14 protein-coding genes are annotated in these 14,993 nt (G+C 75.4%); 3 read left to right on the top strand and 11 right to left on the bottom strand.

The features are described from left to right. Positions 1-19 precede the first annotated feature (19 nt). Together HL189_RS05680 and HL189_RS05685 are read left to right on the top strand one after the other, a co-directional pair. The gene (locus HL189_RS05680; protein WP_369132738.1) at positions 20-694 is read left to right on the top strand and encodes a GntR family transcriptional regulator; all 675 of its coding nucleotides are present in this window, start codon (positions 20-22) and stop codon (positions 692-694) included. A gap of 258 nt (positions 695-952) precedes the next feature. Then, positions 953-1,081 (top strand): hypothetical protein, encoded by a 129-nt coding sequence (locus tag HL189_RS05685; protein WP_369132739.1) that lies wholly within the window; start codon positions 953-955, stop codon positions 1,079-1,081. A 100-nt stretch (positions 1,082-1,181) separates the two neighbouring features. On the opposite strand, the gene HL189_RS05690 is transcribed toward HL189_RS05685, so the two are convergent. From HL189_RS05690 to HL189_RS05715, 6 genes are all read right to left on the bottom strand, one after another. After that, complete coding sequence (locus tag HL189_RS05690; RefSeq protein WP_369132740.1) at positions 1,182-2,336, bottom strand: acyl-CoA dehydrogenase family protein; 1,155 nt, start codon at positions 2,334-2,336, stop codon at positions 1,182-1,184. Positions 2,337-2,397: 61 nt separating this feature from the next. Continuing rightward, positions 2,398-2,874, bottom strand: a complete 477-nt coding sequence (gene purE, locus HL189_RS05695; RefSeq protein ID WP_369133057.1) for a 5-(carboxyamino)imidazole ribonucleotide mutase — start codon at positions 2,872-2,874, stop codon at positions 2,398-2,400. Between the two features lie 50 nt (positions 2,875-2,924). Next, on the bottom strand, positions 2,925-4,130 hold the full coding sequence (locus HL189_RS05700) for a 5-(carboxyamino)imidazole ribonucleotide synthase (RefSeq protein WP_369132741.1): 1,206 nt from the start codon (positions 4,128-4,130) through the stop codon (positions 2,925-2,927). A 44-nt stretch (positions 4,131-4,174) separates the two neighbouring features. Beyond that, on the bottom strand, positions 4,175-4,888 hold the full coding sequence (locus tag HL189_RS05705) for an SGNH/GDSL hydrolase family protein (protein WP_369132742.1): 714 nt from the start codon (positions 4,886-4,888) through the stop codon (positions 4,175-4,177). Positions 4,889-4,928: 40 nt separating this feature from the next. Continuing rightward, the gene (locus HL189_RS05710; RefSeq protein ID WP_369132743.1) at positions 4,929-6,371 is read right to left on the bottom strand and encodes a hypothetical protein; all 1,443 of its coding nucleotides are present in this window, start codon (positions 6,369-6,371) and stop codon (positions 4,929-4,931) included. Further along, complete coding sequence (locus HL189_RS05715; RefSeq protein WP_369132744.1) at positions 6,368-7,147, bottom strand: polyprenol monophosphomannose synthase; 780 nt, start codon at positions 7,145-7,147, stop codon at positions 6,368-6,370. Before HL189_RS05715 ends, HL189_RS05710 begins: the two co-directional genes overlap by 4 nt. A gap of 159 nt (positions 7,148-7,306) precedes the next feature. Between HL189_RS05715 and HL189_RS05720 the strand changes: the two genes are divergently transcribed. Then, positions 7,307-7,831, top strand: coding sequence for a GtrA family protein (locus tag HL189_RS05720; RefSeq protein WP_369132745.1), 525 nt, complete (start codon positions 7,307-7,309; stop codon positions 7,829-7,831). 9 nt (positions 7,832-7,840) lie between these two features. Here HL189_RS05720 and HL189_RS05725 read toward each other — a convergent pair whose 3' ends face one another. The 5 genes from HL189_RS05725 to HL189_RS05745 all read right to left on the bottom strand — a co-directional run bounded on the left by HL189_RS05725 (position 7,841) and on the right by HL189_RS05745 (position 14,992). After that, on the bottom strand, positions 7,841-10,801 hold the full coding sequence (locus HL189_RS05725; RefSeq protein WP_369132746.1) for an AAA family ATPase: 2,961 nt from the start codon (positions 10,799-10,801) through the stop codon (positions 7,841-7,843). Beyond that, positions 10,798-11,946: an exonuclease SbcCD subunit D gene (locus tag HL189_RS05730; protein WP_369132747.1), complete on the bottom strand. Its 1,149-nt coding sequence runs from the start codon at positions 11,944-11,946 to the stop codon at positions 10,798-10,800. The genes HL189_RS05725 and HL189_RS05730 overlap by 4 nt, the downstream gene beginning before the upstream one ends. Before the next feature lie 77 nt (positions 11,947-12,023). Beyond that, positions 12,024-12,653: a PH domain-containing protein gene (locus HL189_RS05735; RefSeq protein WP_369132748.1), complete on the bottom strand. Its 630-nt coding sequence runs from the start codon at positions 12,651-12,653 to the stop codon at positions 12,024-12,026. A gap of 31 nt (positions 12,654-12,684) precedes the next feature. Beyond that, positions 12,685-14,061, bottom strand: coding sequence for an acyltransferase family protein (locus HL189_RS05740; RefSeq protein WP_369132749.1), 1,377 nt, complete (start codon positions 14,059-14,061; stop codon positions 12,685-12,687). Positions 14,062-14,149: 88 nt separating this feature from the next. Next, complete coding sequence (locus HL189_RS05745; RefSeq protein ID WP_369132750.1) at positions 14,150-14,992, bottom strand: biotin--[acetyl-CoA-carboxylase] ligase; 843 nt, start codon at positions 14,990-14,992, stop codon at positions 14,150-14,152. Position 14,993 lies beyond the last annotated feature (1 nt).

The following is a 14,993-nucleotide window of genomic DNA, read 5'->3' on the forward strand; positions in this document are numbered from 1 at the left end:
CCCGACCGAAGGGGGACGCATGGCGACGCCGATGTTCCGTGCCGCGCTGACCAAGGCCGAGTACGCCTACAGCGAGGTCCGTGAGCGGATCATGTCCGGGGAGCTCCCCCACGGCGCGACGATCAGCCAGGAAGCTCTGGCCGCCGAACTGAACGTCAGCACGACCCCACTGCGCGAGGCGATGCGCCGGCTCTCGTCGGAGGGCCTGGTCGTGCTCGATGCGCACCGGGACGCCCGCGTCGCTCCGCTCACGGCGGACGAGGCGCGCAGCCTCTTCGAGGTCCGTCAGCAGCTCGACCCGCTCGCGGTCCGGCTCGCTGCCGGGCGGCGGGACAGCGCCGACATGGCGCGGATCCGCGACGCTGCCGCATCCCTGGAACCCCTGGACGCCGGCAGCGGCCTGATCGCCCTCGAGGCGCACCGGGCCTTCCACGCCGCGCTCTACCGCGCATCGCACAACGACCTGCTGATCGGCCTGCTCGACGGCCTGTGGGACAAGGCCGACCGCTACCGCCGTGCGGCTCTGGAGTCCCGCGACGACTCCCCCGACGACAGGGCCCGGGTGCGGGCCGAGCACCAGGCCATGATGGCGGCAGTCCTGGACGGGGACCCCGAGGAGGCCGAGGAGCAGATGCGCCGGCATGTGGCCAACAGCCTCGGCCGCCGCGCCGTCGCGATCCTCGGCGGGAACTGACCGCACACCGCCACCACCGGCAGGTGCGCCGACTCGGCCTGCAGCAGCGCGGACAGGCGGCTGGGCTGCAGGAACGCCAGTGCCGTCCTACCCACTGAGCAGACTCCGCGCGATCACCATGCGCTGCACCTGGTTGGTGCCCTCGTAGACCAGGGTGGTCCACCACCTCAGCCCGCCACTCCCGCTCTGAGCAGCTCTCGACACGGGCCTGCGCATAAGGAGCCGCTCACGTGGCGGTGGGACTCCATCCACCTGGACATGCTGGACGGCGCGGTGGACTGGCAGCTCGGCCGCGACGGGACGTGGCGGCCCTCGCTCCGCCGCAAGCCGAACCTGGACTCCGGGGTCTTCATCTACGCCACCCGGGACGTCGGCCCACGCACATGAGGTCCATGCCGGACCACGCGCCATACGAGGCCGTTGCGGCTGCCACGTCGCCCCTGTCCGCGTGGCATGCTGCTGACCTGCGGGAACGCCGGTCGACGTCCTACCTCAGGAGGCTCCGTGCGATCACCATGCGCTGCACCTGGTTGGTGCCCTCGTAGATCTGGGTGATCTTGGCGTCGCGCATCATCCGCTCCACCGGGAAGTCCTGCGTGTAGCCGGCGCCACCGAACAGCTGCACGGCGTCGGTGGTCACCTGCATGGCCACGTCGGAAGCGAACGCCTTGGCCGAGGCGGACAGCATGGTCAGGTCGGGGCCGCCCTGGTCGCCGCGGGCCGCGGCCACGTAGACCAGGTGCCGGGCGGCCTCGATCTTCATGGCCATGTCGGCGAGCATGAACTGCACGCCCTGGAAGTCCGCGACCGCCGACCCGAACTGGCGGCGGTCCTTGGTGTAGGCGATCGCCGCGTCCAGGGCGCCCTGCGCGACCCCGACGGCCTGCGCGCCGATGGTCGGGCGGGTGTGGTCCAGCGTGCGCAGCGCCGTCTTGAAGCCGGTGCCGGGCTCGCCGACCAGCCGGTCCGCGGGGACGGTGCAGTCGGTGAGGTGGAGCTCGCAGGTCGGCGAGCCCTTGATCCCCATCTTCTTCTCCTTGGGGCCCACCGCGAAGCCCGGGTCGTCGCGGTGGACGACGAACGCGGAGATCCCGTTGGCGCCCTGCTCCGGGTCGGTGACCGCCATGACGGTGAACCACTCGGAGACGCTGGCGTTGGTGATCCAGGCCTTGGTGCCGTTGAGCACCCAGCTGTCGCCGTCCCGCCGGGCGCGGGTGCGCATGGCCGCGGCGTCGGAACCGGCCTCCCGCTCGGAGAGGCCGTAGCTGATCATCGCGTCGCCGGCGGCGATGGAGGGCAGCACCTGCTGCTTGAGCTCCTCCGACGCGGACAGGATGAGCGGGACCGAGCCCAGCTTGTTGACCGCCGGGATCAGCGAGGCGCTGACGTCGACCCGGGCCACCTCCTCGATCACGATGCAGGTGGCGACGGCGTCGGCCCCCTCGCCCCCGTACTGCTCCGGGACGTGGGTGGCGTGGAACCCCGCCGCGATGAGCGCCTTCTGCGCCTCGACCGGGTACCGCGACTCGGCGTCCACCTCGGCGGCGTACGGCGCGATCTCGTGCTCGGCGATCTCGCGGACGGCTTCCCGGACGGCCTGGTGCTCCTCGGTCAGCGCGTACAGCCCAGCATTGTTACTCACGAGTAGATCGTAGGTCGGACCGGGCGTGACCGGAAGCATCCTCACCCCTGGGTGGGGCGGGTCAGTCGGCGCCGAGCCGGTCCTGCAGAGCGGCGTCCCGGGCGAGCACGGACTCGGCGAGGTCGGCCTGGAACCGGGCCACCGCAGCCCGCAGCTCCGGATCGCCGGCAGCGAGGATCCGCACCGCGAGCAGACCGGCGTTGCGCCCGCCACCGATCGACACGGTCGCCACCGGCACGCCCGCGGGCATCTGCACGATCGACAGCAGGCTGTCGAGGCCGTCGAGCCTGTCCAGCGGGCGGGGGACGCCGATCACCGGCAGCGGCGTCGCGGCGGCGACCATGCCGGGCAGGTGCGCCGCTCCCCCGGCGCCGGCGATGACCACCCGCAGCCCGCGGTCTGCGGCGGTCTCGGCGTACTCGAGCATCCGCCGCGGCGTGCGGTGCGCGGACACGACGTGCGCCTCGAACGGGACGTCAAACTCCTGCAGCGCCGAGGCCGCGGGCTCCATCATCGGCCAGTCGGAGTCGCTGCCCATGACGATGCCGACGACGGGGTCGGTGCCGGGCTCGGGCACGGTGCGGCTCCTCAGTGCTCGTCGGCGAAGGCGAAGGCGGGGTCGACCACGCCGTCGGCCAGGTAGCGGGCGGCGGCCACCGCCCGGGCACGCACCTCGGCCAGGTCGTCGCCCAGCGCGGTGACGTGCCCCAGCTTCCGGCCACGCCGCTGGCCCTTGCCGTACCAGTGCAGCTTCACGTCCGGCCAGTGGGCCAGGAGGTGGTGCACCCGCTCGTCGAGGGCCGGGCCGGTCCAGTCCTCGGCCGAGGCCGCGCCACCGAGCACGTTGGCCATCACGACCACCGGCGCGGTCATCGCCGTCGACCCGAGCGGGTAGTCCAGGACGGCGCGCAGGTGCTGCTCGAACTGGCTGGTGCGGGCGCCCTCGATCGTCCAGTGCCCGGAGTTGTGCGGCCGCATCGCCAGCTCGTTGACCAGCACGCCGTCGGCGGTCTCGAACAGCTCGACGGCGAGCATGCCGACCACCCCGAGCCGGTCGGCGATGCGGACGGCGAGCTCCTGCGCCGCGGTGGCCTTCTCCTCGCTCAGCCCCGGCGCGGGGGCGTACACCTCGTTGCAGACGCCGTCCCGCTGGACGGTCTCGACCACCGGCCAGACCGACACCTGCCCGAACGGCGATCGGGCCACCTGCGCGGACAGCTCCCGCACCATCTCGACCCGCTGCTCGGCGAGCAGCGTGCCGTGCGCGGCGAGCAGCTCGGCCGCGAACTCCTCGTCGGGGACGACGAAGACGCCCTTGCCGTCGTAGCCGCCGCGCGGGGTCTTGAGCACCACCGGCCAGCCGGCGGTGGCGGCGAAGCGGGCGACGTCGGCGCCGGTGCGCACCTCGGCCCAGGCAGGCTGCGGCTCCCCCGCCTCGGTGAGGGCCCGGCGGAGCACCAGCTTGTCCTGGGCGTGCACCAGCGCCGCCGGCCCCGGAGCCACCCGGTGGCCGTCGTCCTCGAGGGCACGCAGGTGCTCGGTGGGCACGTGCTCGTGGTCGAAGGTCAGCACGGTCGCGCCGTCGGCCACCGTGCGCAGCGCCGCCAGGTCGCGGTGGTCGCCGAGGACGACGTCGGCCGCGACGAGCGCCGCGGACTCGGCCGGGTCGGTGGCGAGGACCCGCAGCGACTGCCCGAGGGCGATCGCCGCCTGGTGGGTCATGCGGGACAGCTGCCCGCCGCCCACCATCGCCACGACGGGCAGGCCGGTACGGGGGTGCAGGGGGGTGGCCATCGCGGACCACGGTAGCGAGCGGCCGTGCCCGGCCCGCAGCTGCGTCAGGTCAGGACGGCGGCGCGGATGACCGCGCCGGCCTGCGCCGCCACCTCGGGGGTCGGGTGGATGCCGTCCGGGCTGGTGCCCGGCGCGAAGGCCCCGCCCTGGGACACCGCCACCCAGGGGTCGACGAACTCCCACCCCTGCTGCTGCGCCAGCGCGGTCAGCCGGGCGTTGAAGTCCAGCACGAGGGCCGGGAAGAAGTCCGAGGGCGGGATCGCGGACAGCACGACGTGGCCCTCGCCGACCGCGGCGACGACCCCCAGGAGGTGCTCCTGGCTCGCCGGCCAGCCGACCCCGGTGGCGAGGTCGTTGGTGCCGCCCAGCAGCACGAGGACATCGGCGGCGAGGCCCGCGGCGCCGGCCCGCATCTGCTCGGTCGTCGCCCCCGGGACCGCCCATCCGCCGCGGAACTCCAGCGGCGCACCCCAGAAGCCGTGCTGCCAGGACTGCGGTCCCGGGGTGTCGGCCCGGTCGGTGGGTCCGGTGCCGGCGGTGATCGAGTCACCCACGACGACGACGGTCACGACGTCGGTCGCGGTCGCCGGCGGGAGCGGGGGCGCGGACGAGCGGTCGGCCGCGGGGGACGCCGTCGCCGGGACAGCGGGAACGGCGGCGTTCCCGGCGGTCGCCGTCCCGGTGAGCGCACAGCCGCTCAGCAGCAGGAGGACCGCGAGCAGACCCAGCGGTCGGAGGGCGGGGAGGACACGGATCACTCGTCCATCCTCGCCCCTTCCGGCGTCTCCGGGACACCGGTCAGGGGCGGCCCGGCACCGGACTGCAGCCGCGGGCACAGCGCGGGCCCTCGCGCGCCAGCTCCGCGATCTGCGCCGGGGTGGCGAGTCCGGTCAGGTCCCGCCCGTTCCGCTCGGCGAGGAACCAGACCATCGCCAGCGCCCGTTCCCCCTCGCGCTCGGCGGCGACCTCCTCGTACGTGGCCCGGCCCGAGTTGAGCCGGTCGGTCAGGGCCGCGACCTCCTCGACCATCGTGCGCCCCTCCGCGAGGCCGAACGCGAAGTCCCGAGGCAGCTGGTACCGGCCACTCAGCCATTCCTCCCGCTCCTCGAGGTGGTGCAGCCCGACGGGGACGAGCGCGGCCGCGGCGACCGCGACGACCGCGAGCCCCCGCACCACGGCGGGCCGGCGCCGGACCAGGTGGTCGACGGCCACCGCCAGCGCCAGCCCCGCGACGATCGGGATGGCGATGGTCCGCCGCACGCCGAGCACGCCGCCGCTCAGCGCGTACAGGACGACCGTCAGGACCAGGGTCCCCGTCCAGGGCCACGACCGCGGCCGCCACACGGTGGCCAGGACCAGGCTGATCGCGAGCGCGACGGCCAGCTCCAGCGAACCCAGCGCGGGGGCCGCGGTGAAGTAGTAGTAGGAGTCCCCCCGCTCCGTCAGCTCGTACAGCAGGCCGTCCAGGGCGTCCACCGGGTCGGCCGAGTCGACCGAGCCACCACCGATGACGATCCGGCCTCCGCCCTCCCACCAGACCAGCGGGAAGCAGACGACCGCCGCGCCGACGACGGTCGCGCCGAGCAGTCCGAGGGTGTCCCGCACCCGCCGTGGCGAGCGGACGAGCCGGACGAGGACGACGACCCCGGCTGCACCGGCCCAGGCGAGACCGGCGCCGTAGGTGGACACGCTGATGCCCGCGGTGACGGGGGCGAGCACCCACCAGCGCCGGCGGGAGGTGACCAGGAGCAGCGTGACCATGCCCCACAGCGCCTCCAGGCCGTTCTCGGTAGCCAGCCAGGCCAGCGCGCTGACGCCGGGCAGCAGCACGACGACGGCCGCGCCGAGCACGGAGGCCGCTCGACCGCAGGACAGCCGGCGCCGCAGCACCAGGTAGGACAGGGGCGCGAGCAGGGCCATCGCCCCGGCCTTCCAGTCCCGGCCGTAGAACAGGTCCGGCGACGGGTCCAGGTGGGAGAAGACCCAGAAGTGCAGGTGCCCGCCGAAGTTGGTGGCGTACTCGGTCGGTTGGAAGCGGGCCGGGACGGCGACCACGTCGAGGATGCTGACCGAGACCTCCTCCCCGGACAGCCACTGCTGGACGTCCACGGTGGCGGCCGCGGTGAGGTTCCAGGCGGCGGTGAGGGCGAACATGACCACCGCGACGGCTGCGTCGAGCCACCCCCGGGTGCCGGCCGGCACCTCGCGCACCGGGACCGCGGTCGACCCGGTGGCGCTCAACCCCGCGCCTTGCGCCGCAGCCTGGGGACCAGGAGGAGCGCCTCGGCCGCGATCCGGGCGTTCATCTTGGACTGCCCGTGCTCGCGGTCCCGGAAGACGATCGGCACCTCGACGACCCGGAAGCCGGCGCGGACCGCCCGGTTGGTGACCTCGATCTGGAAGGCGTACCCCTGGGCCTCGATCGTCTCCGGCTCGATCGCCTGGAGCACCGCGGCCCGGAAGCACTTGAAGCCCCCGGTCAGGTCGGCGACGTCCAGCCCGAGCACGAGCCGGGCGTACACCGAACCCCCGCGGGAGAGCAGCCGCCGCGGCAGACCCCAGTTCGCCACTCCCCCGCCAGGCGTGTACCGGGAGCCGATCGCCATGTCGGCACCGGCACGCACGGCGGCCACCAGGCGGGGGATGTCGGCGGGGTCGTGGGAGAAGTCGGCATCCATCTGCAGCAGGACGTCTGCCCCGTGCGCGACCGCGTACGTGAAGCCGTGGACGTAGGCGCGGCCGAGCCCCTGCCGCTGGGGCCGTACGAGCACCTCGACCTGCGGCAGCTCGGCGCTCAGCGCGCGGGCCCGCTCGGCGGTGCCGTCCGGGGAGGAGTCGTCGACCACCAGGATCCGGAACCCCGGGAGGTCGCAGGAGGTCAGCGCCGCGTGGACCGCCCGCAGCGCGGGCTCGATGTTCTCGATCTCCTGGTAGGTGGGCAGCACCAGCCACCCCGCGCCGAGGGCCCGCGGGCCGGTTCCGGACGCAGCCCTCGGCGCCTGCTCGTCCCGCGTCATCGTCGGCGATCGTAGGTGAGCGCGGCGCCGGACCCCGACGCGGAACCCGGGGACCCGCCCGTGTCCGGAGTCGCTCCCGGGTCGCGCCGGAGCCGGACCGTGCACAGGGGCGACTCGTCCACGGCGGCAGCCGGGGGTGGGTCCCCCTACAGTTGCCCCGTGCAGTTCATCCCGCGGCTCCTCGACCGTGCAGGGGTCACCTGGCGCATCCTGCTCAAGGAACTCAGCGCCTTCGGCGTCGTGGGTGCCGTGTGCTTCGTCGTCGACCTCGGCCTGTTCCAGCTGCTGTACGCGCACGCCGGGGTCGGGGCGGTCACCTCCAAGCTGCTGGCGACCCTCGTGTCGATGACCCTGGCCTACGTCGGGCACCGTTACTGGTCGTTCTCCCACCGGGCCCGGACCGGCCTGCGCCGGGAGTACACCCTCTTCTTCCTGGTCAACGGCGTGACCCTGCTGCTGGGCCTGCTGCTGGTCGCGACGGTGCGCTACCCGCTCGGCCAGGACGGCGCCCTGGCCCTGCAGATGACCAACGTCGTCTCCATCGGCCTGGGCACGGTCATCCGCTTCCTGGCCTACCGCCGCTGGGTGTTCGTGTCCAGCGACGCGCCGGCCGCCGTGGCCCACCAGCTGGACGTCGAGCGCCGCCAGTCGGCCGCCGAGCAGGACACGCGCGCCGCCGCCTGACCCGCGGGCTCAGCCGGCCAGCCGCGAGCCGTCCCGGCCGGCCACGACCTCCAGCCGGCTGGGGATCCGGGTGCGCAGCTCCTCGACGTGACTGATCACGCCGACGGTGCGGCCACCGCGGCGCAGCTCGTCGAGGACGGTCATCACCGCGTCCAGCGCCAGCGGGTCGAGGGTGCCGAAGCCCTCGTCGACGAAGAGGGTCTCGATCTGCACCCCGCCGCTCTCGGCGGTGACGACGTCGGCGAGCCCGAGCGCCAGCGCCAGGGAGGCCATGAAGCTCTCCCCGCCGGACAGCGTCTTCGTCGGCCGGCGCGCCCCGGTGTACTCGTCGAGCACGTCCAGGCCCAGCCCGCCACGGGCGCCGTGCCGGCCCTGGGCGTCGCTGTGCAGGAAGGTGTACCGCCCGCCGGACATGTCCCGCAGCCGCCGGCTGGCCACCTCGGCGACCTGCTCCAGCCGCGCCGCGAGGACGAAGGACTGCAACCGCATCTTCAGCGTGTTGGCGCCGCGGCCGTTGACCAGGTCGGCGAGGGCGGTGACCTGCTCGGCCACGGCCCGCCGCTCGTCGAGCTCCACCTCGACCGCGGTGAGGTCGGCGGTCAGCTCGTCGAGGTCCGCGGCGCACCGGCCGGCCTCGGCCAGCGCCGCGACGGCCGCCTCGCGCCGCTCCGTCGCCGACCGGCAGCCGGTGCGGGCCGCCTCGAGGTCGGGACGCGGGGCCAGGTCGGCGAGCTCCGGCTCGGCGAGGGTGGCGGTGACCAGCGACCACTGGCGGTCGTGCTCGGCGACGCGCCGGCCGATGTCCGCGGACCCCCCGCGCTCGAGCAGCGCACCGGCGGCGGCCAGCAGGTCGGGGAACCCCGCGTCGGCGACCCGCTCCTCGGCCAGCCGACGGGCCGCGTCGGCCGCCACCCGGGCGCGGACCTCGTCGTCCTCGGCGGTGACGAGCGCCTCGCAGCGTCCCGCCTCCCCGGCCAGCCGGCGCACCCGGGCGGGCAGGTCGGGGTCCTCGCCCCGCGCCGCGGTCAGCCGCTCCCGGACCTCCGCGAGCGCCTCCGCTGCGGCGGCGAGCTCGGCCCGGCGGCGGGCGACCTCCTCGCGGGCGGCCGCGCGGGCCGCCGCGGCGGCGTCCCGTTCGGCGACCAGCGTGGTGAGCGCGCGGCGGACCTCGTCCAGTCGCTCGGCCTGCGCCCGCACCGCCCCCTCCTCGGCGGCGGCGGTGGCCACCGCCGCGGCCTGCTCGGCGACCGGCTGCTCGCCGCCCTGCGCCTGCAGGACGGCGATGCGGCGCTCGGTCTCCTCCACCAGGCGGGCCGCCGCCTCGTACCGCGCCTCCTGCTCGCCGGCGGCGGCGCGGGCTGCGTCCTCGTCCGCGCGGGTGACCACCGGCCCCTCGTGCCGGGCCAGCCGGGGGTGCTCCACCGCGCCGCAGACCGGGCAGTCCGCGCCGTCGGCCAGACCCTCCGCGAGCTCGGCGGCCATGCCGTCGAGCCGGCGGGCGCGGAGGTCGTCCCAGCGCTCCCGGGCGTCCAGCCACGCCTCGCGGGCGGCCGACGCCTGCCCCTGCCCGGCGTGCAGGCCCTCGGCGAGCTCCGCGGCGGCCCGGGCCGCCGCGAGCGCCTCGTGGCGGCGGGCCAGGTCGGCGGTGAGCCCGGGCAGGCGTGCGGCGGCGTCGCCGGCGGCCCGTACCGCCGCGTCCGCGGCGGCCAGCCGGGCGGACTCGGCGGCCGCGGCCGCCTCGTCCCGCTCGGCCGCCGTCTCCAGCCGGCCCAGCTCCCGCTCCCCGCCGGTGACCTGCGCCTGCAGCCGCTCCGCGCGGTCCACCTCGGGCAGCAGCGAGCGCAGGGCCGCGACCTCGTCGCGCAGCGCGCGGGCCAGCCGGGGGTCCGCGGAACGGCCGGCGGCCACCTCGGTCCAGTCCCGGCGGACGGTGGTCAGCCGCGCGAGCGCCGTCTCGTGCTCCACGGCGGCGCGGCCGGCGGCCTCCAGGACGTCGCGGACCGGCTCGGCGCGCTGCCCCGCTTCCAGCACCTCGCGCAGCGGGCGCAGCTCGGCCGCCTCCGCCTGGAGCCGCTCCAGCTGGGCACGGGCGCGGTCCCGGCGGTCGTGGCGGGCGGCCTCCTCCCGGGCGGCCGCCAGGACGGCGTCCTCGCGGGCGACGTCGTCCGCCGCCTGGGCCGCGGTCTTCTCCCGCTCGGTCAGCCGCGCGGCCACCTCGGCCCGCACCCGCTGGACCCAGACCCCGGCGTGGGCCGCCGCCGCCGCGCCCACGAGCTCGGGCGCGAGCTCCTCGGGCACGTCGACGTCGGCCACCTGGGCAACCCGGGCGAGCAGCGTGCTCGCCCGCAGCCGCGCCTGGTCGAGCTCCTGGCGGGCGGCCGAGCGCTGCTCGGCCAGCCACTCCTCGACCCGGGCGAACCGCCCCACGTCGAACAGGGTGCGCAGCAGGCGCCCCCGGTCCTCCGGCTCGGCCCGCAGGAAACGCGCGAAGTCGCCCTGGGGCAGCAGCACGACCTGGCAGAACTGCTCGGCGGACAGACCGAGCCGGGTGCGCAGGTGCTCGGACCCCTCGTCGATCCGGGTGCTCACCGGCTCCCAGCCCTGCGCCGCCCACCGCTGGACGGTCAGCCGGGCCTGCTCGGTGGTGACGCCGGTTCCCCGGCGCTTGGGTCGCTGCTGCTCGGGACGGCGGGTGACCAGCAGCCGTTCTCCGCCGAGGGTGACCTCGCACCGGACCTCGGTGCGCACCTGGTCGGAGGCGTGGTCGCTGCGCAGCCGCTTCTCCTCGCCGCGCGCGCCGGGAACGGTGCCGTACAGCGCGTAGACCACCGCGTCCAGCAGCGTGGTCTTGCCCGCACCGGTGGGGCCCCAGAGCAGGAACAGCCCGTCACGGGCCACGTCGTCGAGGTCGACCTCGACCCGGTCGGCGAACGGCCCGAAGGCGGTGAGCTCCAGCCGGTGGACCCTCACAGCGCGGCCTCCTCGCGGTGCACGGCGGCCAGCGCCCGCCCCAGCAGGGTCCGCTCGGCGTCGGTGGCCGGGACGCCCCGCACGTGCGCGACGAACTCCCCGGCCACCTCGAGGTCGCTGCGGCCGGTGAGCCGCTCCTGGTAGCTGCGCCCGTCGGCCCCCGCCCCGGCGCCGGCCCACTCCAGGTGCACGCAGTGCGGGAACCGGGTCTGCAGGTGGCGCATCGGGTCGGTGGGGCGGATCGGGTCGGTGAGCTGAACGGAGACGAAGTGCTCCTCGGCCGGGGTGTGGGCGGGGTCGGCCAGCAGGTCGGCCAGCTCACCGTGCAGCACGGTGAGCCGGCGGGGCACGGGCAGCGGCACCGACCGGACGTCGGCGAGCCCGTCGGCGTCCAGCTCGACGAGCCAGGCCTGCTTCTGCTGGCCGGCCTCACTGAACGAGTACGCCAGCGGCGAGCCGCTGTACCGCAGCCGGGGACTGAGCGTCTGCGGCCGGTGCAGGTGCCCGAGCGCCACGTAGTCGACGCCGTCGAAGACCGAGGCCGGCACCAGGTCCACCCCGCCGACGCAGATGTCGCGCTCGCTCTCGCTGGCCACCCCGCCCCCGACGAACGCGTGCGCGAGCACGACCGACCGGGCGCCCGGCCGGAGGAACAGGTCGGCGCGCACCCGGTCCATGGCCGCGGCGAGCACCGCCTCGTGGCTGCGCGCCTCCGGCAGCCCCAGCTCGTGCCGGGCGACCTCCGGCTCCAGGTAGGGCAGGCCGTAGACGGCGACCTCACCGTGCTCGTCGGCCACGAGGACGGGCTCGTCGAGCACGGCGGTGGCCGCGCGCACGTGCACGCCCGAGCGGGCCAGCAGCCCCGAGACGAAGCCGAGCCGCCGCGCGGAGTCGTGGTTGCCGGGGGTCAGCACGACCACGGCGCCCGCGGCCCGCAGCCGGGTCAGCGCGCGGTCGAGCACGGCGGTCGCGTCCGCGGAGGGGACGGCGCGGTCGTAGACGTCCCCGGCGACCACGACGACGTCCACCGACTCCTCGGCCACCACCTCGGCGAGCCGGCGCAGCACCGCGTCCTGCTCGGCGAGCAGGTCGGTCCCGTGCAGGGACCTGCCCACGTGCCAGTCCGAGGTGTGCAGCAACCGCATGGACCGACCGTAGGTCGAGGCACCGACAGAACGACCCGGCACCCCGGAGCGGACGGGACCGGTGGGGCGGGCCGGGGTCAGCGGTACTGCTGGGTCGCCCCGCCGCCCCAGGACCCGCCGCCCCAGGACCCGCCGCCCCAGGACCCGCCGCCCCAGGACCCACCGCCCCCGGGTCGGCTCCACCCGTCGGACGGGGCCATCGGCTCGCCGGCCCGGCGGTCGGCGTCCTCCTCGACCAGCTGCGCGAGCAGCTGCTGCACCTCGTCGCTGCCGGGGATGTCGCCGAGGACCGTGGGGCCGCCGTCCCCCGCCGTCTCGATGACGAGGGTCCCGGAGTCGACCAGCCGGTCCCACAGGCTCTGCCGGTAGGACACGTCGGTCATCCGGGACAGCCCGATGTCGCGGCCGTGCCGGGCCAGGACCCCGGTGCGGAACAGCAGCCGGTGCGTGGTGACCACGTAGTGGGTGGTGCGCCAGCGCAGCAGCGGAACGGCGACCAGCACCAGCGCCAGGGCGGCGGCGGCTCCGGCCACGACCAGCCGCCACAGCGCCTGCTGGTCCCCGGCCGGCACGAGCGCCGCCCCGAACGAGGCGGCACCGACGATCACCAGGAGCAGGACGACGGGCCAGAAGACCGTCGTCCAGTGCGGGTGGAGGTGCCGGACGACCTCCTCGTCCTCGGTGAGGACCTTCTCCGGATACGCCACCGGACCAGGATCGCCGACAAGTCGGCCCGGGTCACGCACTCCGGCGGCGGTCCCCGTCCCGTGTCCGGTTCGGCACCAGCTCCTCGGCGACCGCGCCGTCCCCGGCCGGTGCCTGCTGGACCGCTCGCGGACGCTGGGGATCGCCGTCCGCCACCGAGGCACCGACGACGCCCGTCCCCTCCTGGGGGACCCCGTCGCGGGTGCCGTCGGCGAGGACCTGCGCCGGGACCGGCCGGCGGCTGACCCACCGGCCCGGGCCGCGGCGGCGCATCGCCTTCCGGGCCGGCTCCTCGACGTAGGTGTAGGCCAGGTGGGCGAGCAGCACCACGAACAGCAGCACCTGCGGGACGAGGAAGGAGCCCAGCGCGCTGCCCGGGCCGATCCGGGGCTCCCACAGCATGTAGGACCAGAAGATCTCGAACACCGGCACGTGGACCAGGTAGAGGCTGTAGGAGATCCGCCCGCCGTGGACCATCGGCCCGGCCGACAGCGCCTTGCTCAGCCCCCGCTGGGACAGCGCCAGCGCGCCGATCAGCACCGGGAAGAACACGACGACGACACCGCCGTACTCGGCTCCGCCCTGGCCGCGCCAGAACCCCCACCAGAGGCCGGCGAGGACCTCGATGAGCGCGATGACGGCGACGACGGCGGCGATCTGGTCCACCCGCCGGGTGACCCGGACCTTGCGGACGGCGAGGCAGGTGAAGGCGCCGGCGAGGAAGCCGCCCGCGATCCGGAGCAGCCAGCTGTAGTCGAAGTACGGGTCGCCGGTGCGGTAGCAGGCGTAGGCGAACGGCACCATGCAGGCCACCGCGAGGACGCCGAGCACCCAGGCCGGCGCCCTGCGCAGCCGGTACAGCACCAGCACGACCAGGGGGAAGCAGAGGTAGGCCAGCCACTCCGCGCTGATCGACCACGCCGCGCCCACCCAGGACGAGCCGGCGAAGGACGCCTTGTCCCAGAGCTGGATCATCAGCATCTGCTGCAGCCAGTGCCACCAGGTGACGGTCGGCTGGACGGTCTGCCAGACGACGAAGTCGTCGGTGATGCGCGAGGCGCGGTACAGCATCCAGATGCCGAACAGCGAGATGACCGTGGCGTACACCGGCCAGATCCGGCAGATGCGCGCCCACAGGAAGCCCACCGTGCCCCGGACCGAGGGCCGGGAGCCCAGCTTGTCCAGGTACGTCAACGTGATGACGAAGCCGCTGAGCACGTAGAACAGGTCGACCCCGAGCGCTCCGGTGTGGACCAGCGGGCGCAGCGGCTCCCAGTAGCTCGTGTAGGCGTCCCCCGGGGTGAAGGAGAAGTGGAAGCAGACGACCCAGAGCGCAGCGACGATGCGCAGCCCGGTCAGCGACCGGACCTCGCCCTTCAGGGCGACCGGCGTCTCACTGGCAGAGGTCACAGGTATCCCCCGGGGTGCAGCGGCCTCGGCCGCTCTGGCGCAACCACTCGAAGTTACCTGCCGCCGGTCCGCACGCCGACTTCCGGCGTCACAGCGGCCCCTGCGCTCCCGTGGGCCTCGGCCGCACGTGCCGGACGTCGCCGGAGGCGAGCTCCAGGACGCCGGAGGACGTGCGCACCACGAGCCGGCCGTCCCAGTCGACGGACTCGGCGACCCCCTCCAGCGTGGAGCCGTCGGGCATGGTCACCGCGACCTCCGTGCCGACCGTGCTGCACCAGGCGAGGTAGTCCCGGGCGAGGCCGGAGGCGACCGGGTCGCCGAGGGCGCCCACCCATGCCCGGTAGCGGCGCTCGAACGCGCGGAGGAAGCCGAGCAGCAGCGCGCCCCGGTCGACCGGCCCGCCCCGCACCAGCTCCAGCGACGTGCCGGTGCCGGGCAGCTCGTCGGCGCGGGTGGACACGTTGAGCCCCACACCCAGGACGACGGCACCCGAGCCGGCCTCGGCGAGGATGCCGGCGAGCTTGGTGCCGTCGGGCGCCAGCAGGTCGTTGGGCCACTTCAGCGAGGTGCGGACGCCGGCGACCTCGGACACCGACTCGGCGAGCGCCACCCCGGCCAGCGGCGACAGCCAGGCGCGGCGGGCCGCGGGGACGTCGGGGCGCAGCAGCACCGACACCGTGAGCCCGGCCCGCGGAGGTGAGGTCCAGCTGCGGTCCAGCCGCCCCCGGCCGGCCTCCTGGTGCTCGGCGACCAGCACCGCGCCCTCGGGCTCGTCGTCGGCCGCCCGGGCCGCCAGCGCGGCGTTCGTGGACCCGATCCGGTCGACCACCTCCAGGGACCGCCACAGGCCCCCGCCGGCGGCGAGCTCGGCGGCCAGCGCCCTCTGGTCCAGCGCCGGCCGATCGGGTCGTGGGGAGTCGCTGTCGGTCACG

The sequence above is a fragment of the Modestobacter sp. I12A-02662 genome, assembly GCF_041028325.1.
In the GTDB taxonomy this organism is placed as follows: Bacteria; Actinomycetota; Actinomycetes; order Mycobacteriales; family Geodermatophilaceae; genus Modestobacter.

Bases quoted from the DNA above. Each gene is read 5' to 3' on its own strand.
- HL189_RS05680 (WP_369132738.1), top strand. From the start codon at position 20: ATGGCGACGCCGATGTTCCGTGCCGCGCTGACCAAGGCCGAGTACGCC.
- HL189_RS05685 (WP_369132739.1), top strand. From the start codon at position 953: ATGCTGGACGGCGCGGTGGACTGGCAGCTCGGCCGCGACGGGACGTGG.
- purE (WP_369133057.1), bottom strand. From the start codon at position 2,874: ATGGGCAGCGACTCCGACTGGCCGATGATGGAGCCCGCGGCCTCGGCG.
- HL189_RS05700 (WP_369132741.1), bottom strand. From the start codon at position 4,130: ATGGCCACCCCCCTGCACCCCCGTACCGGCCTGCCCGTCGTGGCGATG.
- HL189_RS05715 (WP_369132744.1), bottom strand. From the start codon at position 7,147: ATGACGCGGGACGAGCAGGCGCCGAGGGCTGCGTCCGGAACCGGCCCG.
- HL189_RS05730 (WP_369132747.1), bottom strand. From the start codon at position 11,946: ATGCGGTTGCTGCACACCTCGGACTGGCACGTGGGCAGGTCCCTGCAC.